The organism is Pseudomonas botevensis (assembly GCF_019145475.1).
GTDB lineage: Bacteria > Pseudomonadota > Gammaproteobacteria > Pseudomonadales > Pseudomonadaceae > Aquipseudomonas > Aquipseudomonas botevensis.
The window spans coordinates 138,903-163,868 of record NZ_JAHTKI010000011.1 but is presented as its reverse complement, the minus strand read 5'-3'; the positions used below and the strand labels follow the sequence as shown (position 1 = coordinate 163,868).

Annotated in this window: 25 protein-coding genes; all 25 read left to right on the top strand. The window is 61.8% G+C overall.

From position 1 onward, the window contains the following. The first annotated feature begins 20 nt into the window (after positions 1 to 20). The 25 genes from KVQ74_RS16450 (at position 21) to KVQ74_RS16330 (ending at position 24,780) form a co-directional block, all read left to right on the top strand. The gene (locus KVQ74_RS16450) at positions 21 to 641 is read left to right on the top strand and encodes a pseudaminic acid biosynthesis-associated methylase (RefSeq protein ID WP_217832222.1); all 621 of its coding nucleotides are present in this window, start codon (positions 21 to 23) and stop codon (positions 639 to 641) included. After that, positions 638 to 1,333: a pseudaminic acid cytidylyltransferase gene (gene pseF / locus KVQ74_RS16445; RefSeq protein ID WP_217832221.1), complete on the top strand. Its 696-nt coding sequence runs from the start codon at positions 638 to 640 to the stop codon at positions 1,331 to 1,333. The genes KVQ74_RS16450 and pseF overlap by 4 nt, the downstream gene beginning before the upstream one ends. Continuing rightward, the gene (pseG, locus tag KVQ74_RS16440; protein WP_217832220.1) at positions 1,330 to 2,832 is read left to right on the top strand and encodes a UDP-2,4-diacetamido-2,4,6-trideoxy-beta-L-altropyranose hydrolase; all 1,503 of its coding nucleotides are present in this window, start codon (positions 1,330 to 1,332) and stop codon (positions 2,830 to 2,832) included. Before pseF ends, pseG begins: the two co-directional genes overlap by 4 nt. Beyond that, entirely contained in the window at positions 2,829 to 3,881 is a 1,053-nt protein-coding gene (pseI, locus tag KVQ74_RS16435) for a pseudaminic acid synthase (protein WP_217832219.1), read from the top strand. Before pseG ends, pseI begins: the two co-directional genes overlap by 4 nt. A gap of 226 nt (positions 3,882 to 4,107) precedes the next feature. Beyond that, positions 4,108 to 5,034: a ketoacyl-ACP synthase III gene (locus KVQ74_RS16430; RefSeq protein WP_217832218.1), complete on the top strand. Its 927-nt coding sequence runs from the start codon at positions 4,108 to 4,110 to the stop codon at positions 5,032 to 5,034. Between the two features lie 85 nt (positions 5,035 to 5,119). After that, positions 5,120 to 6,412: a motility associated factor glycosyltransferase family protein gene (locus tag KVQ74_RS16425; RefSeq protein WP_217832217.1), complete on the top strand. Its 1,293-nt coding sequence runs from the start codon at positions 5,120 to 5,122 to the stop codon at positions 6,410 to 6,412. Then, on the top strand, positions 6,409 to 6,675 hold the full coding sequence (locus KVQ74_RS16420; RefSeq protein ID WP_217832216.1) for a hypothetical protein: 267 nt from the start codon (positions 6,409 to 6,411) through the stop codon (positions 6,673 to 6,675). Before KVQ74_RS16425 ends, KVQ74_RS16420 begins: the two co-directional genes overlap by 4 nt. A 242-nt stretch (positions 6,676 to 6,917) precedes the next feature. Continuing rightward, the gene (locus tag KVQ74_RS16415; protein WP_011333041.1) at positions 6,918 to 7,769 is read left to right on the top strand and encodes a flagellin domain-containing protein; all 852 of its coding nucleotides are present in this window, start codon (positions 6,918 to 6,920) and stop codon (positions 7,767 to 7,769) included. 73 nt (positions 7,770 to 7,842) lie between these two features. Further along, positions 7,843 to 8,202 carry a flagellar protein FlaG gene (locus tag KVQ74_RS16410; protein ID WP_217832215.1) on the top strand — a complete coding sequence of 120 codons (360 nt, stop codon included), beginning with the start codon at positions 7,843 to 7,845 and terminating at the stop codon, positions 8,200 to 8,202. Positions 8,203 to 8,284: 82 nt separating this feature from the next. Continuing rightward, positions 8,285 to 9,742, top strand: coding sequence for a flagellar filament capping protein FliD (gene fliD, locus KVQ74_RS16405; protein ID WP_217832214.1), 1,458 nt, complete (start codon positions 8,285 to 8,287; stop codon positions 9,740 to 9,742). A 129-nt stretch (positions 9,743 to 9,871) separates the two neighbouring features. After that, positions 9,872 to 10,270, top strand: coding sequence for a flagellar export chaperone FliS (fliS, locus tag KVQ74_RS16400; RefSeq protein ID WP_217832213.1), 399 nt, complete (start codon positions 9,872 to 9,874; stop codon positions 10,268 to 10,270). Positions 10,271 to 10,280: 10 nt separating this feature from the next. After that, complete coding sequence (locus tag KVQ74_RS16395) at positions 10,281 to 10,577, top strand: flagellar protein FliT (protein WP_217832212.1); 297 nt, start codon at positions 10,281 to 10,283, stop codon at positions 10,575 to 10,577. A 173-nt stretch (positions 10,578 to 10,750) separates the two neighbouring features. Further along, complete coding sequence (locus KVQ74_RS16390; protein ID WP_217832211.1) at positions 10,751 to 12,226, top strand: sigma-54 dependent transcriptional regulator; 1,476 nt, start codon at positions 10,751 to 10,753, stop codon at positions 12,224 to 12,226. A gap of 110 nt (positions 12,227 to 12,336) precedes the next feature. Continuing rightward, positions 12,337 to 13,548, top strand: a complete 1,212-nt coding sequence (locus tag KVQ74_RS16385; protein WP_404822690.1) for a sensor histidine kinase — start codon at positions 12,337 to 12,339, stop codon at positions 13,546 to 13,548. A gap of 5 nt (positions 13,549 to 13,553) precedes the next feature. Continuing rightward, complete coding sequence (locus tag KVQ74_RS16380; protein ID WP_217832210.1) at positions 13,554 to 14,948, top strand: sigma-54-dependent transcriptional regulator; 1,395 nt, start codon at positions 13,554 to 13,556, stop codon at positions 14,946 to 14,948. A gap of 117 nt (positions 14,949 to 15,065) precedes the next feature. Further along, positions 15,066 to 15,395, top strand: a complete 330-nt coding sequence (fliE, locus tag KVQ74_RS16375) for a flagellar hook-basal body complex protein FliE (protein WP_217832209.1) — start codon at positions 15,066 to 15,068, stop codon at positions 15,393 to 15,395. A gap of 15 nt (positions 15,396 to 15,410) precedes the next feature. Continuing rightward, positions 15,411 to 17,198: a flagellar basal-body MS-ring/collar protein FliF gene (gene fliF / locus KVQ74_RS16370; protein WP_217832208.1), complete on the top strand. Its 1,788-nt coding sequence runs from the start codon at positions 15,411 to 15,413 to the stop codon at positions 17,196 to 17,198. Beyond that, positions 17,191 to 18,210, top strand: coding sequence for a flagellar motor switch protein FliG (fliG, locus tag KVQ74_RS16365; RefSeq protein WP_065260773.1), 1,020 nt, complete (start codon positions 17,191 to 17,193; stop codon positions 18,208 to 18,210). Before fliF ends, fliG begins: the two co-directional genes overlap by 8 nt. A 4-nt stretch (positions 18,211 to 18,214) precedes the next feature. Next, a complete protein-coding gene (gene fliH, locus KVQ74_RS16360; protein ID WP_217832207.1) occupies positions 18,215 to 19,021 on the top strand; it encodes a flagellar assembly protein FliH in 807 nt (268 codons plus the stop codon). After that, positions 19,011 to 20,369: a flagellar protein export ATPase FliI gene (gene fliI / locus KVQ74_RS16355; RefSeq protein WP_217832206.1), complete on the top strand. Its 1,359-nt coding sequence runs from the start codon at positions 19,011 to 19,013 to the stop codon at positions 20,367 to 20,369. Before fliH ends, fliI begins: the two co-directional genes overlap by 11 nt. A gap of 6 nt (positions 20,370 to 20,375) precedes the next feature. Next, positions 20,376 to 20,828, top strand: coding sequence for a flagellar export protein FliJ (gene fliJ, locus KVQ74_RS16350; protein ID WP_217832205.1), 453 nt, complete (start codon positions 20,376 to 20,378; stop codon positions 20,826 to 20,828). A 101-nt stretch (positions 20,829 to 20,929) separates the two neighbouring features. Then, positions 20,930 to 21,235 (top strand): STAS domain-containing protein, encoded by a 306-nt coding sequence (locus tag KVQ74_RS16345; protein WP_217832204.1) that lies wholly within the window; start codon positions 20,930 to 20,932, stop codon positions 21,233 to 21,235. A 5-nt stretch (positions 21,236 to 21,240) separates the two neighbouring features. Continuing rightward, positions 21,241 to 22,944: an ATP-binding SpoIIE family protein phosphatase gene (locus KVQ74_RS16340; RefSeq protein WP_217832203.1), complete on the top strand. Its 1,704-nt coding sequence runs from the start codon at positions 21,241 to 21,243 to the stop codon at positions 22,942 to 22,944. A gap of 30 nt (positions 22,945 to 22,974) precedes the next feature. Next, a complete protein-coding gene (locus tag KVQ74_RS16335; RefSeq protein WP_217832202.1) occupies positions 22,975 to 23,322 on the top strand; it encodes an Hpt domain-containing protein in 348 nt (115 codons plus the stop codon). 105 nt (positions 23,323 to 23,427) lie between these two features. Further along, positions 23,428 to 24,780 (top strand): flagellar hook-length control protein FliK, encoded by a 1,353-nt coding sequence (locus tag KVQ74_RS16330; protein WP_217832201.1) that lies wholly within the window; start codon positions 23,428 to 23,430, stop codon positions 24,778 to 24,780. Positions 24,781 to 24,966: the final 186 nt, after the last annotated feature.

Genomic DNA, 24,966 nt, shown 5'->3' with positions numbered 1-24,966 from the left:
GCGACGGATGGGAATCTGCAATGCGTGACCTGAGTGAGCAGGAAAAATTCTGGCAGGGCGAGTTCGGTAACCAGTACGTCGAACGCAACGTCGGCCAGCCGCTGGTGGCGGCCAACCTGGCGTTGTTCGCCAAGGCGCTGACCCGCGCCGGCCGCATCGAGAGCCTGGTGGAACTGGGCACCAACGCCGGCAACAACTTGCAGGCGCTGCGTCAGTTGCTGCCGCGATGCGCGTTGTTCGGCGTCGAGATCAACGCCAGTGCCTGCGCCCAGGCGCAAGCACTGGACATTGCGCAGATCTGGCACGGTTCGCTGTTCGACTTTCCCCGCGAGCGCCGCTACGACCTGACCCTCAGCAAAGGCGTGCTGATTCACCTGGCGCCGGAACTGTTGCCGGCGGCCTATGCGCAGCTGTACGAACTGAGCCAGCGCTACATCCTGATCGCTGAGTACTACAACCCGGCGCCGGTGGAAGTGTCTTATCGCGGCAACAGCGGCAAGCTGTTCAAGCGCGATTTTGCCGGTGAAATGCTCGATCGCTATCCCGACCTGCAACTGCTGGACTACGGCTTCGGTTATCACCGCGATCCGCAGTTCCCGGTCGACGACATCACCTGGTTTCTTCTGGAAAAACGCTCTTGAGCAACGTGGCGATCATCCCGGCGCGCGGTGGCAGCAAACGCATCCCGCGCAAGAACCTCAAGCCGTTCGATGGTGTGCCGATGATTGTCCGCTCGATCCGCACGACACTGGATTCGCGGTTGTTCGATCAGGTGGTGGTCAGTACCGATGACGAGGAAATCGCCGACGTGTCTCGGGCGCATGGCGCCGACGTGCCGTTCCTGCGTCCGGCGCAACTGGCCGATGATTTCACCGGCACGGCGGCGGTGATCGTGCATGCCTTGCAGCAACTGCCGGCCTTCGATTACGCCTGCTGCGTGTACGCCACGGCACCGCTGTTGCAGGCGCGGTATCTGCGTGAGGGGTTTGAGTTGCTGGAACAGCATGCGGACAAGTCGTTCGCCTTTTCGGTCAGCAGTTTCGGTTTTCCGGTGCAGCGCGCGTTGACTCTGGACGGGCAGGGCGCCCTGACCGCACTGTATCCGCAATTTCGCGACACCCGTTCCCAGGATTTGCCCGAGGCCTTCCAGGATGCCGGCCAGTTCTATTGGGGCCGGCGCGAGGCGTGGCTGCGCGGCGAGGTGCTCTATTCGCCGGCCAGCCTGCCGGTGATTCTGCCCCGGCATCTGGTGCAGGACATCGACACCGCCGAAGACTGGACGCGCGCCGAGTATCTCTACGCCGCGCTCAAGGCCGGCGGAGAACTGCAATGAGAGTGCTGATTCGCGCCGACGCGTCGCCGACCATCGGCAGCGGTCACATTGCCCGCTGTCTGACCCTGGCCAGGGTGCTGCGCGCCCAGGGCAGTCACGTAGCGTTTGCCTGCCGTCGCTTGCCGGGGCATCGGCTGGAGGCCTTGCAGGCCGAGGGCTTCGCAACCTTCGCGTTGCCGGATCGCTATCCCGGTGAGGACCCACAGCAGGCCATCGAGTCGATGCTGCCGTGGCAGGCGGACATCGACGCCCTGGCCGCGCTGCTCGACGGCCAGACCGACTTCGACTGGATCATCGTCGATCATTACGGCCTCGATCATCACTGGCAGACCGCCGCGCGCCGCTGGGCGCTGCGGATTGCCGCCGTGGATGATCTGGCGACCCGTCGCTACAGCGTCGATCTGTTGCTCAACCAGAATCTGTCGGGTCTCAGCGAAAACTATGCGCCGCTGCTGCCCGAGAATTGCCGGACGCTGCTCGGCCCGCGTTACGCCATGCTGCGCGACGAGTTCGATTGCCCGGCCATTGCGATCAAGCCGGTCGCGCGGCGGGTGCTGGTGAACTTCGGCGGTTTCGACGCGGCGCGGCAGACGCACCACGCGATGCTTGCGCTGGCGAACTTTCCCGAACTGGAAGTGGACTTCGTCGCTGGCGCCGACAACCCGGCGTGGGTACAGATGCAGGCCCTGGCCGAGACGCGGCCGAACTGGCGCCTGCACAGTTTTGTCAGTGATTTTTATCAACGCATGACCGAGGCCGATCTGTTCATCGGCGCGGGCGGCGGCACCAGTTGGGAGCGTGCGGCGATGGGCCTGCCGACGATCTGCATCGCGGTGTCGAACAACCAGCAGACCAACGGCGAGGTGATGGCGGCGGCGGGCGTGCATGTGTTCATGGGCGCACGGGAGCAGGTCAGCGTCGAGCAACTGCGCGATGCCATCGGTTTTGTCAGCGAGAATTTTTACCTGCGCCAGAGCCTGGCCGAGCGTTCGCGGCAACTGGTCGACGGACGCGGGGCGCAGCGGGTGGCGGCGGCACTGGCTGGCGCGGTCCTCACCTTGCGTGTGGCGACGCTGGACGACGCGCAGTTGCTGTTCGACGGTCGCAATGCCGAGGCGGTGCGGCGCTGGTCGCTGGAGACCGGGGTGATCGAATGGCCGGCGCACCTGAACTGGCTGACCGCGAGTCTGAGCAATCCCCAGCGTCTGTTGCTGATCGCCGAGGCCGACGACGGCCCGGTGGGTGTCTTGCGCTACGACCTGCGCGGCTTCGAGGCCGAAGTCTCGCTGTATCTGTTCGAAGGCCGCTTCGGCCTCGGCTGGGGCAGGGCGTTGCTGGCGCGGGGCGAGGCGTTCGTCAGCGCGCACTGGCCGTCCCTCACTGCAATCACCGCGCAGGTGCTGCCGGCCAATCGGCCCTCGCTGACTGTATTTCACGACGCCGGGTTCAGCCAGGCTGCCTGCGCGTTCATCAAGGTTTTGAAGGAACACCGCCCATGAGCAGTTTCAGGATTGGCGACCGTCTGATCGGTGCCGACGCACCGCCGTTCATCATTGCCGAGATGAGCGGCAACCATAACCAGTCGCTGGACGTGGCGCTGCAGATTGTCGATGCAGCGGCGAAGGCCGGGGCGCACGCCTTGAAGCTGCAAACCTACACCGCCGAGACCATGACCCTGGATCTGGCCGAGGGCGAGTTCTTCATCAAGGACCCGAACAGCCTGTGGGCCGGCACGTCTTTGTACGATCTGTATGAAAAGGCCCATACCCCATGGGAGTGGCACGCGCCGATTTTCGCCCGGGCCAAAGCCTTGGGGATGCTCGCGTTCTCGACGCCGTTCGATGATTCGGCAGTGGATTTTCTCGAAAGCCTCGACGTGCCGGCCTACAAGATCGCCAGTTTCGAAAACACCGACCTGCCGCTGATCCGCCGCGTGGCCGCCACGGGCAAGCCGCTCATCATCTCCACCGGCATGGCGAGCATCGCCGAGCTCGATGAAACCGTGCGCGCCGCCCGTGAGGCCGGGTGCAAGGATCTGGTGCTGCTCAAATGCACCAGCACCTACCCGGCAACCCCGGTCAACAGCAACGTGCGCACGATCCCGCATCTGCGCGAGCTGTTCGGTTGCGAAGTGGGGCTGTCGGATCACTCGATGGGCGTCGGTGTCTCGGTGGCGGCCGTGGCGCTCGGGGCGACCGTGGTGGAAAAGCACTTTACCCTCGATCGCGCTGCCGGCGGGGTCGACGCCAGTTTCTCCCTGGAGCCGGCGGAACTCGCCAGCCTGGTGCTGGAAACCGAACGCGCCTGGCAGGCCATGGGCCAGGTGCATTACGGGGTGACGGAGGCCGAGCGCAAGTCGCTGGTGTACCGTCGGTCGCTGTACGTCACCGCCGACATGGCCGCCGGTGAACCCTTCACGGCCGCCAACCTGCGCGCCATCCGTCCCGGCCTCGGTCTGCCGCCCAAGCACACCGATGCCGTCCTCGGCCGCCGCGCGCGCGCGCCGATCAAACGTGGCACGCCGCTGGACTGGTCGTTGGTCGAATAACCCGATCTGCAACCGATTCGGCAAAATGGCGTGACCTGCGAGTCATAACGCGCATCTTCACTGTATTGTAATGACCGGGGAGATGGCGCCTGACCCGTTATCGGTTTCAGTGATAGCCCTCTGCGCTCCCCGTGGCTGCCCGTTGTGGCGGCCGTTTTCTGTTTGTCGGCGCCCCTCGAATCCTTGCGAGCGGTGGTATTGGGCTGTTTATTATTGGGAAGCCGTAATGATTGGCATAAAAAGCATTGCGAGCTACGTTCCTGTAGCCGGCGTGGACAATTACGCACAAGGTGCAAAATTCGAGAAGGATGAAGAATTCATCCTCGGCAAGATCGGTTCGGCCTTCCTGCCCCGCAAGGATGCGGACCAGGAAACTTCCGATCTGTGCGTTGAAGCGGCCAATGCGCTGTTTGCCAGCAATCCTGAGCTGAAACGTGAATCCATCGATGCGCTGATCGTCGTCACCCAGAACGGTGATGAAGAAGGCCTGCCGCACACGGCGGCGATCGTTCAGGACAAGCTCGGTCTGCCGACCCACGTTGCTGCGTTCGACATCTCCCTGGGCTGCTCCGGTTACGTTTACGGCATCTACGCGATCAAGGGTTTCATGGAAGCCGCCGGTCTGAAGAACGGCCTGCTGATCACCGCCGACCCGTACTCGAAGATCGTTGACCCGGAAGATCGCAACACCACCATGCTGTTCGGCGATGCCGCCACTGCGACCTGGATGGGTGAAGATCCGACCTGGGCGCTGGGCAAGGCCAAGTTCGGCACCGACGGCTCCGGCGCACCGCACCTGAAAGTCACCGACGGCGTGTTCTTCATGAACGGTCGCCAGGTGTTCAACTTCGCGTTGCTCAAGGTTCCGGCGCATTTGCACGAATTACTCGACGATTCTGCCCTCAAGGCCGATGACATCGATGCGTTCTGCATCCACCAGGGCAGTGCGGCAATCGTCGACGCCGTGGCTCGGCGTTTCGAGGGAGAGCCGGAGAAGTTCATCAAGGACATGGTCGAGACCGGCAACACCGTGTCGTCGAGCATTCCGCTGCTGCTGGAGAAACACGCTCTCGATTCCCAATGGCAGCGCATTGCGATCAGTGGTTTCGGGGTCGGTCTGTCGTGGGGCTCGGCGATCATCTACCGCCCGTGAGTCGGTAAAAAACAGTCGATACAAAAATAGCGTTCAAGGCTAACCTTGAACGCTATTTTTTTGCCTGAAGGGAGCGCGAGGCGTCATGAGCGAGTTTTTCCAATCCAACGCCGAGGTCATCGAGCGCCGCTGGCCGCGCCTGCTCGCCCGTCTGCTGGGTGAAGACAGCACGGCGATCGACGCGGAACTGACTCAGGGGCTGGGTTCGACGCTGAGCATTGCCGGGATTCAGCTCACCAGTCGCCATGATCGTGTTCACGAAGCGCGGGTCCAGGCGGCGAGCCTGCCGGCGGACAAGCCGCAACTGCATGTCTACGGCACCGGCCTTGGCGATTTGCCGACGGTATTGCTGGAGCGCGCCGGACTCGAGCGCTTGTATGTGCATATCCTCAACGGCGCGCTGTTCAGTCTCGTGCTGCAATTGCTCGACCAGCGTTATTGGCTGCAAGACCCTCGGGTGGAGCTGTTGTATGCCGGCGATCTGGCGGACATCTGCACGCCGTTCTTTGCCCTGCCTGCCGAAATGCTGCTGGCGGATGACTTCAACGCGAAGATCCGTGATCGCCTGGTCAGCGAAGTGCACCTGAGCTTCAACAACCGCGAGTTCGACCCGCAATCGCCCTTCATCCAGCAGCGCTTGCAGGAGTGCTTGCCGGTGTTGCTGGCTGACGATGACGTGGCGACCTTGTTTGGCACCTGCGCGGGTCGGGAAATCTATGTGATCGGCACCGGACCGACCCTTGAGGGGCATTTCGAGCGCCTGGCGGCAGTGCGTGGCCAGGCGCAGCGTCCGCTGTTCATTTGCGTCGACACCGCTTATCGGCCGCTACGCGAGCACGGGATCGTGCCTGACTTCGTGGTAAGCATCGATCAGCGCATCAGCTTTCGCCATTTGCCCTGGGAAGACTCCGACGGCATCCCGCTGGTGTATCTGCCGATGAGCGATCCGCAGGTGTTGAAAGCCTGGAAGGGCAAGCGCTATGGCGGCTACTCGGCCAGTCCGGTGTACGCCGGCCTGCGTGATCAACATCCACGGGCCTTGCTGCATGTGGGTGGCAGCGTGATTCACCCGGCGGTGGATCTGGCGGTGAAGATGGGCGCAGGGCGGATCACTCTGTTTGGCGCCGACTTCGCGTTTCCGATGAACAAGACCCACGCCGGCTGGAACGACGGTGATCTGGGGCCGTCGGTGAATCAGGCGCGGCATTGGGTGCGTGACGGGTTCGGTGAGCGGGTCAGTACGCAGCTCAACTTCCGCGGCTATTTGTGTGTGCTGGAGCGCTATATCGCCACCCAGCCGCAGGTGCAGTTCCTCAACAGCAGTCGCGCGGGCGCGCAGATTGCCGGGACCACGCTCAATCAGGAGTTCGTGCGATGAGTGCGCTGCGCAAGTGTGTCGACGAATGCCGGCAGTGCGCCGGGCTGTTTCGGCTGGGACGGGATGTCGAGGCGGCGTTGACCATGGTCGAGGTCTTCGAGGGGGCGCAGCAGTGGCTGGTGTCCGCGTCTGCCGAAGTCCGGCAGTCGTGGGCGCAGGTGCTCACGCAGATGCTCGATTGTCAGGAGCGTCAGGACTGGCTCGGGCTGGCCGACTTCATGGAGTATGAGTTGATCGATTTGCTGGAACGGGCGCCGGGCTGAAAATGCCCGAGCGCTTTGGCGCGCAGGTTTGCGCCGTGTGCGCTTTTTGACGTCATTTTATTGAAGGGAAAGTGCTGCTAAGTCTTTGTTTTCTAGGGGGTGGCAGGTTGATGGCAAATTTTTTCAAAAAAGCCCTCAAGCAACCTGCAAACCCGACGATAACTATTACGAAGGTTCTCTAGGCCATACCCGGCGGTTGCCAGGGCCGGAAGCCGCAGTACCCAACCAACGAGGAATTCGTCATGGCTTTAACAGTAAACACCAACACCACGTCGTTGAACGTTCAGAAAAACCTGAACCGCGCTTCTGACGCTCTGTCGACTTCGATGCAGCGCCTGTCTTCCGGCCTGAAAATCAACAGCGCTAAAGACGACGCCGCTGGCCTGCAAATCGCTACCCGTATGTCTTCGCAGATCCGTGGTAACACCCAGGCGATCCAGAACGCCAACGACGGTATCTCCGTTGCTCAGACCGCTGAAGGCGCTCTGCAAGCTTCGACCGACATCCTGCAGCGTATGCGTGAACTGGCTGTTAAAGCACGTAACGGCACCAACGGCACTGCTGACCAGACCGCAACCAACGCTGAATTCGCTCAGATGTCTGACGAAATCACCCGTATCTCGGCTGCTACCAACCTGAACGGCAAAAACCTGCTGGACGGTTCGGCTGGTACTGTGACCCTGCAAGTGGGCGCAAACACCGGTTCGGCTAACCACATCGACCTGGTACTGAGCGGCAAGTTCGACGCTGCAAGCCTGTCGGTAGGTAGCGGTACTGTTGTTCTGACCGGTGCTACTTCCGCAGCCGCCGCTTCGAACATCGACAACGCGATCACCGCGATCGACGCTGCAATTGCGAACATCAACGCCACCCGCGCCGCTCTGGGTGCTTCGCAAAACCGTCTGACCAGCACCATCTCCAACCTGCAGAACATCACTGAAAACACCACTGCTGCACAAGGTCGCGTACAAGATACCGACTTCGCCGCAGAGACTGCTAACCTGACCAAGCAGCAAACCCTGCAACAGGCTTCGACCTCCGTTCTGGCTCAAGCCAACCAACTGCCTTCCGCTGTACTGAAGCTGCTTCAGTAATTTCGGAATGAGTTTTGGCGGGGGAGTGCGCTTGTCGTGCTCTCTCGCTTTTTCACGTTAGGAGGTGATGGACATGGACATGAGCGTAAAGCTTAACGTGTCTTATCCGGCTCCCAAGCCAGCAACCCCTGTTGTTGAAAAGCCGTCAGAGACGCCTAAAGTCACCAGTACCACCGATGCTTCGGCTGCAGAAAAGCATCAGGATACGGATGAGGCGAAATTGAAGCTGGCGGTGCAAGAGATCGAAAAATTCGTCCAGTCGATCAAGCGCAACCTGGAGTTCTCGATCGACGAGCATTCCGGCAAGGTCATCGTCAAGGTGATCGCCAGCGAGACGGGCGAGGTCGTACGACAGATCCCCTCCGCTGAAGCTCTCAAACTGGCAGACAGTCTCGCCAATGCGAGTCATGTGTTGTTCGACGCCAAGGTCTGATAGCTGGCATGAATAGTGTTTGTCATTCCCCATGACGCCTGGAAGGGTCAAAAGACTGGCAGCAATTTGAAGGGAGAGGCACATGGCAAGTCCAATTTTACCGGGTACGGGCCTGGGTTCCGGCCTGGACATCGGTGCAATCGTTACTGCGCTGGTCAACGCTGACAAGTCGCCGAAACAGACGCAGATCGATTCCCAGACAAAAACCAATACGCTGAAGATCTCCGGTATCGGTACGCTGAAGAGTGCGCTGACCGCATTCCAGACGGCGATGACCAACCTGAGCAGCAAGACCAACCCTGCGTTTGCCGGTTTCACGGCGACTTCGGGCACGCCGTCGATCCTGACCGCGACCTCCGATAACACCGCAGTGTCGGGCAGCTACAGTGTGGTTGTGAGTCAACTGGCCACCGGCTCGAAAATTGCCAGCGCATCCTTTGCCGGCGGTGCTACCAGTGCCATTCCGAGTGGTACTCTGAAAATCAGTCAGAATGGCACTGATTACAATGTCACGATTCCGGCCAATGCGACGTTGCAGAGCACCCGTGATGCCATCAACACGGCTCAGGGCGCCAACGGCATTTCCGCCAACATCGTGACCGACGCCACTGGCGCTTCGCGCCTGGTGATCAACTCGAGCAAGACGGGTGCGGGTTCCGACATGACGGTCAGCGGTATTGCCGGTCTGGAAATCGACGGCACCCAGGTGATGGCCACCAACCCGGCGCCTGGCGCCTCCGGTGCGGTCAGTGCGCTGGCCAAGGATGCGTCGCTGACCATCGATGGCCTGGCCGTGACCAGCAAGAGCAATACGGTAACCGGTGCAATCAGTGGTCTGACCATGAACCTGGTCGCTGCCAGCCCTGGCACACCGCCAACGCCGGCGATTGTCAGCGTTGATGCCAACACCAAGGGCCTGCAGACATCGATCCAGGCGTTTGTCGATGCCTACAACACGCTCAAGAGCACCGTTGACACCTTGTCCAAGGCAACGCCGGACGAAGATGGCAAACTGACCGTTCAGGCGGCGTTCACTGGCGATGCGCTGCCGCGTTCGCTCATTGCCGATATCCGTGGTCAATTGACCGCTACCGGTGCCGGCGGACCACTGGCCGTGCTGTCGCAGTTGGGTGTTCTGACCGACCGTGATACCGGTAACCTGAAGTTCGACACCGCTGCATTCACCAAGACCATGGCCCAACCGGGCATGACCGGTCAGGTCCAGCAGCTGTTCACCGGCACCGATGACACCAACGGTCTGCTGGCGCGGATGAGCAAGGCGGTGGATCCGTATCTCAAGGCGCCCACCGGCAGTACCGCTACCGGTGGCTTGCTGGATCAGCGTCTGACGATCCTGAACAACAACACGAAGAACATCACCAATCAGCAATTGGCGCTGGATCTGCGTGTGGCCAACCTGACCAAGACCCTGACGGCGAAGTACAACGCCATGGACTTGCTGGTCGGGCAAATGAAGGCAACGGCGAGCAACATCACGTCGTTCTTCTCTTCGCTGAACGCCCAGCAATCCGCGAAGTAACATGCAGGAACGACAAAAACCCGGCTGCGCTTTCAGGCGCGCGCCGGGTTTTTGTCTTTTCATCTAAAGTTTCCAGGCTCGCAGGCGATACACTGGCTATACGAGTCATTGTGGCAAATGAGGTAGAACATGAATCCGATGTTGGCCCTTCGGCAATACCAGAAAGTCGGCGCGCAGGCGCAGACGTCCGAAGCGAGTCCCCACCGCTTGGTGCAGATGCTGATGGAAGGTGGCCTGGACCGTATCGCTCAGGCCAAGGGCGCCATCGAGCGCAAGGATATTCCGGGCAAATGCACGGCGATCAGCAAGGCCATCGGCATTGTCAGTGGCCTGCGCGAAGGTCTGGATCTGGAGAATTCCGCCGATACGCTGGGGGATCTGGACGGCCTCTATATCTACATGATGAAGCGTCTGGCCGAGGCGAATATCAGCAGCGACCCGCGCGTTCTCGACGAGGTTGCCGGCCTGCTGAGCACGGTGAAAGAGGGCTGGGACGCCATCGCGCCTGTGCCTGCTCCTCAGTTTTAAGGAGGTTGTCATGAGTGCCGTATTGCAGCGAATCGAAGATACCCGCATGGCGCTGGTCAGCGCGCTGGCCGAACGCAACTGGGAGGCCATCGGTCAATTGGACCTGGATTGCCGTTCCTGCATGGAAGACGTCTTGAGTGAAGCGTCGCTGGATGAAGAGGCGTTGCGCGGTAATCTCGAGGAGTTGCTGCACGTCTACAAGGAGTTGCTGGAAGTGGCCATGGGCGAGCGCCAGGCGATAGTCGACGAGATGTCGCAGATCACTCAAGCGAAGAATGCGGCAAAGGTTTACCATCTGTTTGGTTAATTAACCCCCAGTTAATCCAGGCATGTGCGCCATAAATTTGACTGTGCACGGTTTTTTGACTTAACTAGTGGCTGTTTTCAGATTGAAGGCGTCTACAGGCACAAGGTGTCCTGCAAGCGTCTCGCTTGCCCACTCATTTCGGGCATTGAGTTGACTAGGGAAGTTGCTATTGCATGTGGCGTGAAACCAAAATTCTGCTGATCGATGACGATAGCGTCCGCCGCCGCGATCTGGCGGTGATTTTAAATTTTCTCGGTGAAGAAAATTTACCCTGCGGTAGCCATGACTGGCAGCAGGCTGTCGGCTCTTTGTCGTCAAGTCGTGAAGTCATTTGTGTGCTGATCGGGACGGTCAATGCTCCGGGTGCGCTTCTGGGCTTGTTAAAGACACTCTCAACCTGGGATGAGTTCCTTCCGGTTTTGCTGATGGGTGATAATTCTTCCGTCGACTTGCCTGAAGACCAGCGCCGCCGAGTGCTTTCGACCCTCGAAATGCCGCCGAGCTACAGCAAGCTGCTCGACTCCCTGCACCGTGCCCAGGTCTACCGCGAGATGTACGACCAGGCCCGCGAGCGCGGCCGTCATCGCGAACCCAATCTGTTCCGCAGCCTCGTCGGCACCAGCCGGGCGATCCAGCACGTGCGTCAGATGATGCAGCAAGTGGCCGACACCGACGCCAGCGTGCTGATCCTTGGCGAGTCCGGGACCGGCAAGGAAGTGGTCGCGCGCAACCTGCATTACCATTCCAAGCGCCGCGATGCGCCGTTCGTGCCGGTCAACTGTGGCGCGATTCCGGCCGAGTTGCTGGAAAGCGAATTGTTCGGTCACGAGAAGGGTGCCTTCACCGGTGCGATCACCAGCCGTGCCGGGCGTTTCGAGCTGGCCAACGGCGGTACGCTGTTCCTTGACGAAATCGGCGACATGCCGCTGCCGATGCAGGTCAAGCTGCTGCGCGTGTTGCAAGAGCGCACCTTCGAACGCGTGGGCAGCAACAAGACCCAGAGCGTCGATGTGCGCATCATCGCTGCGACCCACAAGAATCTCGAAAGCATGATCGAGATCGGCACCTTCCGCGAAGATCTCTACTATCGCCTGAACGTGTTCCCGATCGAGATGGCGCCGCTGCGTGAGCGGGTCGAGGACATTCCGCTGCTGATGAACGAGCTGATCTCGCGCATGGAGCACGAGAAGCGCGGTTCGATCCGTTTCAACTCCGCCGCGATCATGTCCCTGTGCCGTCACGGCTGGCCGGGCAACGTCCGCGAACTGGCCAACCTGGTGGAGCGCATGGCGATCATGCACCCGTACGGGGTGATCGGCGTGGTCGAGTTGCCGAAGAAATTCCGCTACGTCGACGACGAAGACGAGCAAATGGTCGACAGCCTGCGCAGCGATCTCGAAGAGCGTGTGGCGATCAACGGTCATACTCCGGACTTCACGGTCAACGCCATGCTGCCGCCGGAAGGCCTCGACCTGAAGGACTACCTCGGTGGTCTGGAGCAGGGCCTGATTCAGCAGGCGCTGGACGACGCCAACGGTATTGTGGCGCGCGCCGCTGAACGCCTGCGTATCCGTCGCACCACGCTGGTGGAGAAGATGCGCAAGTACGGCATGAGCCGGCGCGAAGGTGATGAACAGGCGGATGATTGACGCCTGTTTTTCAACCGCTTCATTTATAAGCGGTTTTTTTTAGGCACGGGTATTGCTACGTCCCTCGCAACGTTCCGTTTCACTGACGGTCAGCCAAGCGAGTGAGCACAATGCCCCAAGCCTCCCAGATGTCTTCTGTTGCCGATTCTTCGGGGCAACTGCCGTCCGTTGAGCAGGCGAGCCGTCAGGGGCTTGAGCAGGCGTTCGCCCTGTTCAATCAGATGTCCAGCCAGTTGACCGATTCCTACAGCATGCTCGAAGCGCGGGTCACCGAGCTCAAGGGCGAGCTGGCGGTGGTCAGCGCCCAGCGCATGCAGGAGCTGGCGGAAAAAGAGCGGCTGGCCAACCGTCTGCAAAATCTTCTCGATCTGTTGCCCGGTGGCGTCATTGTCATTGATGGGCACGGCATTGTGCGTGAAGCCAATCCGGCGGCCATCGAGCTGCTGGGCCTGCCGCTGGAAGGCGAGTTGTGGCGTCAGGTGATTGCCCGCTGCTTCGCGCCACGCGAAGACGACGGTCATGAAATCTCCCTGAAGAACGGTCGGCGCCTGTCGATTGCCACCCGTTCGCTGGATGCCGAACCCGGGCAATTGGTCTTGCTCAACGACCTGACTGAAACCCGCCACCTGCAGGATCAACTGGCGCGCCACGAGCGTCTGTCATCCCTGGGGCGTATGGTCGCTTCGCTGGCCCATCAGATTCGTACCCCGTTGTCCGCCGCCTTGCTCTACGCCAGTCATTTGACTGAGCAGGAATTGCCGGTCGCCACCCAGCAGCGTTTCGCCGGGCGCCTCAAGGAGCGCCTGCACGAGCTGGAGCATCAGGTGCGCGACATGCTGGTATTCGCGCGCGGCGAGTTGCCGCTGACCGATCGCATCACGCCCAATGCCTTGATGCAGTCCTTGCAGGCCGCTGCGCTGACCCATGTGCAGGACCTGCCGATCCGTTGGCAGTGCGACAGCCATACCGGTGAGTTGCTGTGCAATCGCGACACTCTGGTCGGCGCCGTGCTCAACCTGATTGAAAACGCGATCCAGGCCAGTGGCGGTGATATTCGTTTGAAAGTGCATTTCTACACCCGTGACAACACCTTGCGCCTGTCTGTCAGTGACAGCGGCAGCGGCATCGAACCGGTGGTGCTGGCGCGTCTGGGCGAACCGTTTTTTACCACCAAGGTCACCGGCACCGGCCTGGGCCTGACCGTGGTCAAGGCTGTGGCGCGGGCGCATCAGGGAGAATTGCAGTTGCGCTCGCGGGTCGGGCGCGGCACGTGCGCGCAGGTGATCCTGCCGCTGTTTTCCGCTGCACAGGGAGCTGAGTGAAGGACATGGGCATCAAGGTTCTGCTGGTCGAGGACGACCGCGCGCTGCGTGAGGCGCTGGCCGATACGCTGCTGCTTGCCGGCCACGATTACCACGCGGTGGGTTCGGCCGAGGAGGCCTTGAAGGCGGTCGAGCGCGAGGCGTTCAGTCTGGTGGTCAGCGACGTCAACATGCCGGGTATGGACGGTCATCAGTTGCTGGGTCTGCTGCGTGCCCGTCAGCCGCAATTGCCGGTGCTGCTGATGACGGCTCACGGCGCGGTCGAGCGTGCCGTCGACGCCATGCGCCAGGGCGCGGCGGACTATCTGGTCAAGCCGTTCGAGCCCAAGGCCTTGCTGGATCTGGTGGCGCGCCACGCGCTGGGCAGTGTCGGCGGCGGCAGTGATGTCGAAGGGCCGGTGGCGGTCGAGCCGGCCAGCGCCCAGTTGCTGGATCTGGCGGCGCGAGTGGCGCGCAGCGATTCGACCGTGCTGATTTCCGGCGAGTCCGGCACCGGCAAGGAAGTGCTGGCGCGCTACATCCATCAGCAATCCCACCGCGCCAGTCAGCCATTCATTGCGATCAATTGCGCGGCGATTCCGGACAACATGCTCGAGGCGACCCTGTTCGGTCACGAGAAGGGCTCGTTCACCGGCGCCATCGCGGCCCAGGCTGGCAAATTCGAACAGGCCGACGGCGGCACCATTCTGCTTGACGAAATTTCCGAAATGCCCCTGGGCCTGCAAGCCAAGTTGCTGCGGGTGTTGCAGGAGCGTGAAGTGGAGCGGGTCGGTGCGCGCAAGCCGATCACCCTCGACATCCGCGTGGTCGCGACCACCAACCGCGATCTGGCCGGGGAGGTGGCGGCGGGGCGTTTTCGCGAAGACCTGTTCTACCGGCTCTCGGTATTTCCGCTGGCCTGGCGCCCGCTGCGCGAGCGTACCGCCGATATCCTGCCACTGGCCGAGCGCCTGCTGGCCAAACACGTCAATAAAATGAAGCATGCGGCCGCCAGACTGTCGGTCGAGGCGCAGGCCTGTCTGACGGCTTATCCGTGGCCGGGCAACGTGCGGGAGCTGGATAACGCGATCCAGCGCGCGTTGATTCTGCAGCAGGGCGGTTTGATCCAGCCGCAGGATTTCTGTCTCGCCGGGCCAGTGACGTTCGCGCCGCTGCCTGTAGCGACAGCGGTGCCACACACTGTGCGAGAGGTCGAGGTTGAAAGCGATTCGGCCGGCGCTTTGGGTGATGACCTGCGTCGTCGTGAGTTCCAGATGATTATCGATACCCTGCGTGCCGAGCGTGGCCGGCGCAAGGAAGCGGCGGAAAAGCTCGGCATCAGCCCCCGCACCCTGCGCTACAAACTGGCACAGATGCGTGATGCGGGCATGGATGTCGAAGGGTATCTGTTCGCCACTTGAGTGATGGCGCAAACGTTTTCTCAAAACGCTGTCGGCGAGCTGGCACCGTTGTTGCTAATACCTGTGTAGCCGCTGAGTGAGTGTCAAAAAATTGCGGGCCGCCCAAGAGAGTAGACCATGAGCCAAGGTATTGAATTTAATCGATTGATGATGGACATGAAGGCCATGAAAATGGACGCCATGTCGAAGCCGCAATCGACTGCCGCTGTCCCTGAAATGGCGGGCAGCAGCTTTTCCGACATGCTCGGTCAGGCCATCAACAAAGTCAGCGATACCCAGCAGGCGTCGACCCAGCTGGCCAACGCCTTCGAAATCGGCAAGAGCGGCGTCGATTTGACGGATGTGATGATCGCGTCGCAAAAAGCCAGCGTGTCGTTCCAGGCTCTGACCCAGGTGCGCAACAAACTGGTTCAGGCTTATCAAGACATCATGCAGATGCCGGTTTAAGGACGAGATTGAGTCATGGCAGAAGCAGTCGCCGATAACGTTCCGGCCAAGGCCACCCCGATAGACGGCAAACCGCCGTTGTTCGGCCTGTCCTTCCTGGAAAACCTCTCCCAGATGACCATGCTGCGTCAGGTGGGCCTGTTGGTCGGCCTGGCTGCGAGCGTGGCGATTGGCTTTGCCGTGGTGCTGTGGTCGCAGCAGCCGGATTACCGTCCGTTGTACGGCAGCCTTGCCGGCATGGATGCCAAGCAGGTCATGGACACCCTGGCCTCCGCCGACATTCCCTACACCGTCGAACCGAACTCCGGCGCCTTGCTGGTCAAGGCCGATGACCTGTCCCGTGCGCGGCTCAAGCTCGCGGCCGCTGGTGTCACTCCCAGCGATGGCAATATCGGTTTTGAAATCCTCGACAAGGAGCAGGGTCTGGGCACCAGCCAGTTCATGGAAGCGACCCGTTATCGTCGCGGCCTCGAAGGCGAACTGGCCCGCACCATTTCCAGCCTGAACAACGTCAAGGGCGCGCGGGTTCACCTGGCGATTCCGAAGAGCTCGGTATTCGTGCGTGACGAACGCAAGCCAAGTGCTTCGGTTCTGGTCGAGCTGTACTCCGGCCGTTCGCTGGAGCCGGGTCAGGTCGTCGCCATCATCAATCTGGTGGCGACTTCCGTTCCCGAGCTGAGCAAATCGCAGATCACCGTCGTCGACCAGAAGGGCAACCTGCTCTCGGATCAGGCGGAAAACTCCGAAATGACCATGGCCGGCAAGCAGTTCGACTACAGCCGCCGCATGGAAAGCATGCTCACCCAGCGTGTACACAACATTCTGCAACCGGTACTGGGCAACGACCGCTACAAGGCTGAAGTCTCGGCGGACATCGATTTCAATGCCGTCGAATCGACTGCCGAGCAGTTCAACCCGGATCAGCCGGCGCTGCGCAGCGAACAATCGGTCAACGAACAGCGTACCGCCAGCAATGGCCCGCAAGGCGTGCCGGGTGCCCTGAGCAACCAGCCACCGTCGCCGGCCTCGGCGCCGCAGACCACCGGTGGTGCGCAAGCGGCTGCCGGCATGGTGCAGCCGGGTCAGCCCCTGGTTGACGCCAACGGCCAGCAGATCATGGACCCGGCCACCGGCCAGCCGATGCTGGCTCCGTATCCGGCGGACAAGCGTCAACAATCCACCAAGAACTTCGAACTCGACCGTTCCATCAGCCACACCAAACAGCAGCAGGGTCGCCTGAATCGCCTGTCGGTGTCGGTGGTGGTGGACGATCAGGTCAAGATCAACCCGGCCAACGGTGAAACCACCCGCGCGCCGTGGAGCGCCGACGAATTGGCGCGCTTCACCCGTCTGGTGCAGGACGCCGTCGGCTTCGATGCCAGCCGTGGCGACAGCGTCAGCGTGATCAACATGCCGTTCTCCGCCGAGCGCGGTGAAGTGGTTGCCGACATTCCGTTCTACTCCCAGCCGTGGTTCTGGGACATCGTCAAGCAAGTGCTGGGTGTGCTGTTCATCCTGGTGCTGGTGTTCGGCGTGCTGCGTCCTGTGCTCAACAACATCACCAACGGCGGCAAGGGCAAAGACCTGGCCGGCCTGGGTGGTGACGTCGAACTCGGTGGCATGGGCGGCCTGGATGGCGAACTGTCCAACGACCGCGTCAGCCTCGGCGGCCCGACCAGCATCCTGCTGCCGAGCCCGAGCGAAGGCTATGACGCACAGTTGAACGCAATCAAGAGTCTGGTGGCAGAAGACCCGGGTCGTGTGGCCCAGGTCGTGAAAGAGTGGATTAACGCAGATGAGTGATAACCGAGCCGCCGTCGCCAAATTGTCCCGGGTCGATAAAGCCGCGATTCTGCTGCTGTCCCTGGGTTCGACCGATGCCGCCCAAGTGCTGCGCCACATGGGGCCCAAAGAAGTTCAGCGGGTCGGTGTGGCCATGGCCCAGATGGGCAACGTCCACCGTGAGCAGGTCGAGCAGGTGATGAGCGAGTTCGTCGACATCGTCGGCGACCAGACCAGCCTGGGCGTCGGCTCCGACGACTACGTGCGCAAAATGCTGACTCAGGCCCTGGGTGAAGACAAGGCCAACGGCCTGATCGACCGCATCCTGCTCGGTGGCAACACCAGTGGCCTCGACAGCCTGAAATGGATGGAACCGCGCGCTGTTGCCGACGTGATCCGTTACGAACACCCGCAGATCCAGGCGATCGTGGTGGCGTACCTCGATCCGGATCAGGCCGGTGAAGTGCTGGGCAACTTCGACCACAAGGTGCGCCTGGACATCATCCTGCGCGTCTCGTCGCTGAACACCGTGCAGCCGGCCGCGCTGAAAGAATTGAACCAGATCCTCGAGAAGCAGTTCTCCGGCAACTCCAATGCCTCGCGCACCACCCTGGGTGGCATCAAGCGGGCGGCGGACATCATGAACTTCCTCGACAGCTCGATCGAAGGCCAGCTCATGGATTCGATTCGCGAAGTCGACGAAGACCTGTCCGGTCAGATCGAAGACCTCATGTTCGTGTTCAACAACCTGGCCGACGTCGACGACCGTGGCATCCAGGCGCTGTTGCGCGAAGTGTCCTCCGACGTGCTGGTACTGGCCCTCAAGGGTTCGGACGAAAGCGTCAAGGAAAAGATCTTCAAGAACATGTCCAAACGTGCGGCCGAACTGTTGCGCGACGACCTCGAGGCCAAAGGCCCGGTGCGCGTCAGCGACGTGGAAACCGCGCAGAAGGAAATCCTCACCATCGCCCGCCGTATGGCCGAAGCCGGAGAAATCGTGCTCGGTGGCAAGGGCGGCGAGGAAATGATCTAAGCCCATGGACAAGCATGACGAGTCTGTGACGGACCTGATCCGTGCCCGGGATGTCCGTGGTTTCGAATCCTGGGCGCTGCCCAGCTTCGATCCGCCCAAGCCGGAACCCGAGCCTGAACCGGAACCCGAACCGCCGGAAATGGAAGAGGTGCCGCTGGAGGAGGTCCAGCCACTGACCCTGGAAGAGCTCGAAAGCATCCGTCAGGAGGCTTACAACGAGGGCTTTGCCATCGGCGAAAAAGAAGGTTTCCACAGCGCGACCCTCCGGGTACGCCAGGAAGCCGAAGTGGCGCTGACCGCGAAGATCGCCAGTCTTGAGCAACTGATGGGGCATCTGTTCGAACCCATCGCCGAGCAGGACACCCAGATCGAAAAGTCGCTGGTCGACCTCGTGCAGCACATCGCCAGACAGGTGATTCAGCGCGAACTGGCCATCGACTCCAAACAGATCGAACACGTCATGCGCGACGCGCTCAAACTGTTGCCGTTGGGCGTGGACAACGTGCGGCTGTACGTCAATCCGCAGGATTTCGAGCAGGTCAAAGCCCTGCGCGAACGTCATGAGGAAACCTGGCGCATCGTCGAGGACGAAAGTCTGCTGCCGGGCGGTTGCCGGGTCGAAACCGAGCACAGCCGGATCGATGCGAGCATCGAAACCCGGGTCAGCCAAATCATGGCCAAGCTGTTCGACCAGTTGCACGAACAGGCTCTGCATCCGGCCGCGCCGGACATGAGCCTGGATCTGCCGGAAACGCCAACACCGTCGCCGATCACTGACGAGCCGCGTGCGGACGCCCCCGATGCGCCTTGAACGCACCAGTTTCGCCAAGCGCCTGAGCACCTACGCCGAGGCCACCGAAATCGCCGGTGCGCCGATCCTCGAAGGACGCCTGCTGCGCATGGTCGGCCTGACCCTCGAAGCCGAGGGCCTGCGCGCCGCCATGGGCACTCGCTGCATGGTGATCAACGACGACTCCTATCACCCGTCGCAGGTAGAGGCCGAAGTCATGGGCTTCTCCGGCAGCAAGGTGTTCCTGATGCCGGTCGGCAGCGTTGCCGGCATCGCGCCGGGTGCGCGGGTCGTGCCGTTGACCGATACCGGGCGCTTGCCGATGGGCATGAGCATGCTCGGTCGCGTGCTGGACGGTGCCGGCCGGGCGCTGGACGGCAAGGGCGGCATGAAGGCCGAAGACTGGGTGCCGATGGACGGGCCGACGATCAACCCGCTCCACCGTGACCCGATCAGCGTGCCACTGGACGTGGGCATCCGTTGCATCAACGGCTTGTTGACGGTCGGTCGCGGCCAGCGTCTGGGTCTGTTCGCCGGTACGGGTGTCGGTAAGTCGGTGCTGCTGGGCATGATGACCCGCTTCACCGAGGCCGACATCATCGTCGTCGGCCTGATCGGCGAGCGGGGTCGTGAAGTTAAAGAGTTCATCGAGCACATCCTCGGTGAAGAAGGCCTCAAGCGTTCGGTGGTCGTCGCGTCCCCGGCGGACGACGCGCCGCTGATGCGGATGCGCGCTGCCATGTACTGCACGCGGATCGCCGAGTATTTCCGCGACAAGGGCAAGAACGTCCTGTTGCTGATGGATTCGCTGACCCGTTTCGCCCAGGCCCAGCGGGAAATCGCCCTGGCCATCGGCGAGCCACCGGCGACCAAGGGTTACCCGCCATCGGTGTTCGCCAAATTGCCGAAACTGGTGGAGCGTGCCGGTAACGCGGAGAAGGGCGGGGGCTCGATCACCGCGTTCTACACCGTGCTGTCCGAGGGTGACGACCAGCAGGACCCGATTGCCGACTCCGCGCGAGGCGTGCTCGACGGACACATCGTGCTGTCCCGGCGTCTGGCCGAGGAAGGCCATTACCCGGCCATCGATATCGAAGCGTCGATCAGCCGGGTGATGCCGGCGGTGGTGCCGCCGGAACACATGACCCGGGCGCAGTATTTCAAGCAGTTGTGGTCGCGTTATCAGCAGAGTCGCGATCTGATCAGCGTCGGTGCCTATGTCGCCGGCGGCGATCGTGAAACGGACCTGGCGATCTCGCTCCAGCCGCAACTGGTCAGATACTTGCGTCAGGGCTTGAACGACAGCATCAGCCTGGGCGAAAGCGAGGCGCACCTCGAAACGATTTTCGCCACAGCGGCCGGCGGGTAACCGCTCATGGCCCTGAGCCGAGCGGCGCGTCTGGCGCCGGTGGTGGAAATGGCCGAGAAGGCCGAGAAAACCGCCGTGCAGCGCCTTGGTTACTTCCAGGGGCAGGTGAAAGTCGCCGAAAGCAAGCTGGCCGACCTGCATGCCTTTCGCCTCGACTACTCGGAGCAATGGATCGTGCGCGGCAGCACGGGTGTCTCCGGGCAGTGGCTGCTGGGTTTTCAGGGCTTTCTTGCGCAACTCGATACCGCTGTCGATCAACAGCGGCAAAGCCTCAACTGGCACCAGAACAATCTGGACAAGGCGCGCGAAGCCTGGCAACAGGCGTTCGCCCGGGTCGAAGGGTTGCGCAAACTTGTACAACGTTATCGCGATGAGGCGCAGCGCGCCGAAGACAAGCGCGAACAGAAACTGCTGGACGAATTGTCCCAGCGCCTGCCGAGGCACGATGCGTATCCTTGAGCGAACCTTCGATCGTCGTTTTGATCGTGCTTGCGCCTTGCCGCAACCCCGGCCAAGTGCTAAACCTTGTACAGGTTTGTTCATGACAAGGAAGCCATAAAATGTCAGTCGTTACAGAAGTGTCCCCGGACCAGAAAAAACTGACGATTTCGATCAAGGGGCGGTTCGATTTCGGGCGCCATCAGGAGTTTCGCGAGTCCTATGAGCGACTCAACCAGAAACCCGAATCCATCGTGGTGGACCTGAAGGACGCCACCTACCTCGACAGCTCTGCGCTGGGCATGTTGCTTCTGCTGCGCGACCACGCGGGTGGCGACGAATCCGACGTGCGGGTGGTCAACAGCAACTCGGACGTGCGCAAGATCCTCGCCATCTCCAATTTCGACAAACTGTTCGACATCAGTTGACGGCCATGCAGCCGCTGGAACCCCTGACAGTCCTGATCGCGGAGGACAGTGCCGCCGACCGGTTGCTGCTGTCGACCATTGTCCGGCGCCAGGGCCATGAGGTGCTCACTGCCGCCAATGGCGCCGAGGCGGTCGAGGTGTTCCGCCGAGAGCAACCGCATCTGGTGCTGATGGATGCCATGATGCCGGTGATGGACGGCTTCGAGGCGGCACGGCAGATCAAGACGCTGGCGGGCGAGAGCCTGGTGCCGATCATCTTTCTCACCTCCCTGACGGAAAGCGAAGCGCTGGCCCGCTGCCTGGAGGCGGGGGGTGACGACTTTCTGGCGAAGCCCTACAACCAGGTGATCCTCACCGCCAAAATAAAGGCGATGGATCGTCTGCGCCGCTTGCAGGCCACCGTGCTGCAACAGCGCGACCTGATCGCCAGGCATCATGATTACCTGCTCAATGAGCAACGCGTTGCCAAAGCGGTGTTCGACAAGGTCGCGCACTCCGGATGCCTGAGCGCGCCGAATATTCGCTATCTGCAATCGCCTTACGCACTGTTCAACGGCGATCTGCTGCTGGCTGCATATACGCCGGCCGGCGACATGCATGTGCTGCTCGGGGATTTCACCGGTCACGGCCTGCCGGCCGCGGTGGGTGCCATGCCGTTGGCCGAAGTGTTCTACGGTATGACCGCCAAGGGCTACGGCCTCGCTGAAACGCTGCGGGAGATGAACGCCAAGCTCAAGCGCATCCTGCCCGTGGACATGTTCTGCTGCGCGACGCTGTTGAGCCTGAGTTTCCAGCGCCGCACGGTGGAGGTCTGGAACGGCGGCATGCCTGACGGTTATCTGCATTGCATCGCCACCGGCGAGCGTAAGCCGCTGGCGGCGCGGCACCTGCCGTTGGGCGTGCTCAGCCCGCAGGCCTTCAATGATCGTACGGAAGTCCACTCGATGGCGGTCAGTGATCGGGTATTTCTGCTGTCCGACGGGGTGATCGACACCTGTGATGCGCAGGATCAGCTGTTCGGCGTCGAGCGTCTGCAGCAGTTGTTTGCCGCCAATCGCCAGCCCGATCACCTGTTCGAGGAGATCGAGCAGGCGCTGCACGATTTCGGTGGCGAGGCGCGGGACGATGTCAGCATGGTCGAGGTCAGCCTGCTGGAGGCGGCGCAGGTCAGTCCATCGGCACCGGTGTATTCCGACAGCGGCCAGTCGTGCCCGCTGGACTGGTCGGTGAGCTTCGAGTTTCGCGGGGCGACGCTCAAGCGCTTCAACCCCATGCCGTACCTGCTGCAATTGCTGCTGGAGGTTCATGGCCTGCGGGCGCAGAGCGGCGCGCTGTACAGCGTGCTCGCCGAGTTGTACTCCAATGCCCTGGAACACGGGGTGCTGGGGCTCGACTCCAGCCTCAAGCGCGATGCCCAGGGGTTTGCGCGTTACTATGAACAGCGCAATGCGCGCCTCGATGCGTTGCAGGACGGCTATGTGCGCGTACACCTGAAGGTGACGCCGGAGGGCGAGGGCGGATGCCTGGCCATTCGGGTCGAGGACAGCGGCAAGGGCTTCGACGTGACGCGGGTCATGCAGCGGCCCCTCGACGATGTCCGTCTGTCGGGGCGCGGCGTCAGCCTGATCCGCCAATTGGGCCGCAATGCCGGCTGGTCCGACGATGGTCGCAGTGCCCACGTGGAGTTTTTCTGGGAGGCTCTGGCATAATCCGCGCATTCTTGATCAAGGAGTGAACAAGTGGCTGAAATACAAGTTGATCGCAACGTGCTGAGCGCGTTGCAGGAAGTCATGGAGGAAGCCTATCCGGAATTGCTGGATACCTTCATGGCGGATTCCGAAACGCGTCTGCGGGAGTTGCAAAAGACTGCCGACGCCGAGGTGTTGTCCCATGTGGCTCACAGCTTCAAGGGCAGCAGCAGCAACATGGGGGCGACTCGTCTGGCCGAGCTTTGTCATGAGCTGGAATTACACGCCAGGGACAAGAGCCCCTCCGAAATCATCAAACTGGTCGCCGATATCCACAGCGAGTTTGCGGATGTGCGTCCTGTCTATGAAGCCGAACGACAGCGCTCGCTGACGCACTGAGCCGACCGTCCGGCGCTTTTGTCGGGCCATCGGGGAAAGTGGCCCGGCACTTGCAGTCATCTCTCTCAACTGTACCTACGATCCCAGTGCAGCGGAGACCGTGTCATGCCTGCGACCCCTAACATTCTTCTTCAGACCGCCGCCCAGGCCAAGGCTCAAGCCGCCTCCGCGAAAGCATCGGCAGCGGCCACGGAACCCGCAGACAAGGCCTCAAGCTTCGCTCAGGTGTTCGCCGACCAGGGGCAGAAAAAGCCTTCGGCGGTCGCTGACAATTCGGCCGCGCCCGTGCAGGCCAAGACTGCTGAGGCCAGCGGCAAGAAAACGGTCGACAACGATTCTTCTGCCGCCCCGGAGCCGGCGGTTGCCGATAGCGGCAATGACTTGCCCGCCGACAAACCGGCGACCGAGGACAAGACGGCCACTGACGACACAACCGACCCGGCGCAAACCCCGGTGGCCGATACCGCTCCGGTTGATCCGGCGCTGGACCCGGCGGTGGCTCAGGTCGTGCAGCCGCTGGTCACGGCGCCGGTGGCGCAGGCGCCGGTCGTCGAAACGCCCCAACCCAAAGTCGAAACCCCGGCCGTGGCCGCGTTGCCGGCGGCTGTCAAGGATCCGGCAGCGGTCGCCGACAGCGATTTCGATCCGGCGGCCGACCCGCTCGATGCCTTGCCGGCCGTGCGCCTGGCCATGGAACAGAGTGGGCACATTTCCGCTTCCAGCCAGTCGTCCGCCAAGACCCCACCCACACAAAACCCGGCCGACGGCGAATTGACCTCGGCGCAGACCTTCACCGCCGGTATGGCCAACATGCTTGACGTGCAGGCCGACAAGGACAGCACCAGTCAGGGTGGGGAGAAGTCCTTCAGTGGTCTGATCGACGACGGCCTGAAAGATCTCAAAAGCGCCACCAGCGATACCCGGGTCGATGATTTCGCCAACCGGTTGGCGGCGCTGACCCAGGCCGCGACGCCGAAAACCGCCAACGCCGTGCCGGTGAATCAGCCGATCGCCATGCACCAGAACGGCTGGACGGAGGAGGTGGTCAACCGTGTCATGTACCTGTCGAGCGCCAACCTGAAGGCTGCCGATATCCAGCTGCAGCCAGCCGAGCTCGGGCGCCTGGATATCCGGGTGAACATGGTGCCGGATCAGCAGACGCAAGTGACCTTCATGAGCGCCCACCCGAGCGTGCGTGAAGCGCTCGACGGCCAGATGCATCGCCTGCGCGACATGTTCGCCCAGCAGGGCATGGGTCAGGTGGATGTCAACGTTTCCGACCAGAGCCGTGGCTGGCAGGGTCAGGAACAGGCGCAGCAGGGGCAGAGTGGTCGCGCCCAGGCTGCCGGCGGTCGTCTCGATTCGGCGGATGAAGAGCTGGCCGCAACCGGTGTGGCCGAAGCCGCCGCCCAGACCACCAGCGTGATCGGCAGCAGTGCGGTCGACTACTACGCCTGATCCGGTCGACGTGACAATGTGTGGGAGCAGGCTTGCTCGCGAAAGCGGTGTGTCAGTCAGTATTTATGCTGAATTTGACGCCCCCTTCGCGAGCAAGCCCGCTCCCACATTGGTTTTGTAACTCGCCCAATCCTGCCTGCGACACTTCTGGCATAACACTTGCTCTTGCCTTGCCGTGCGACTGTG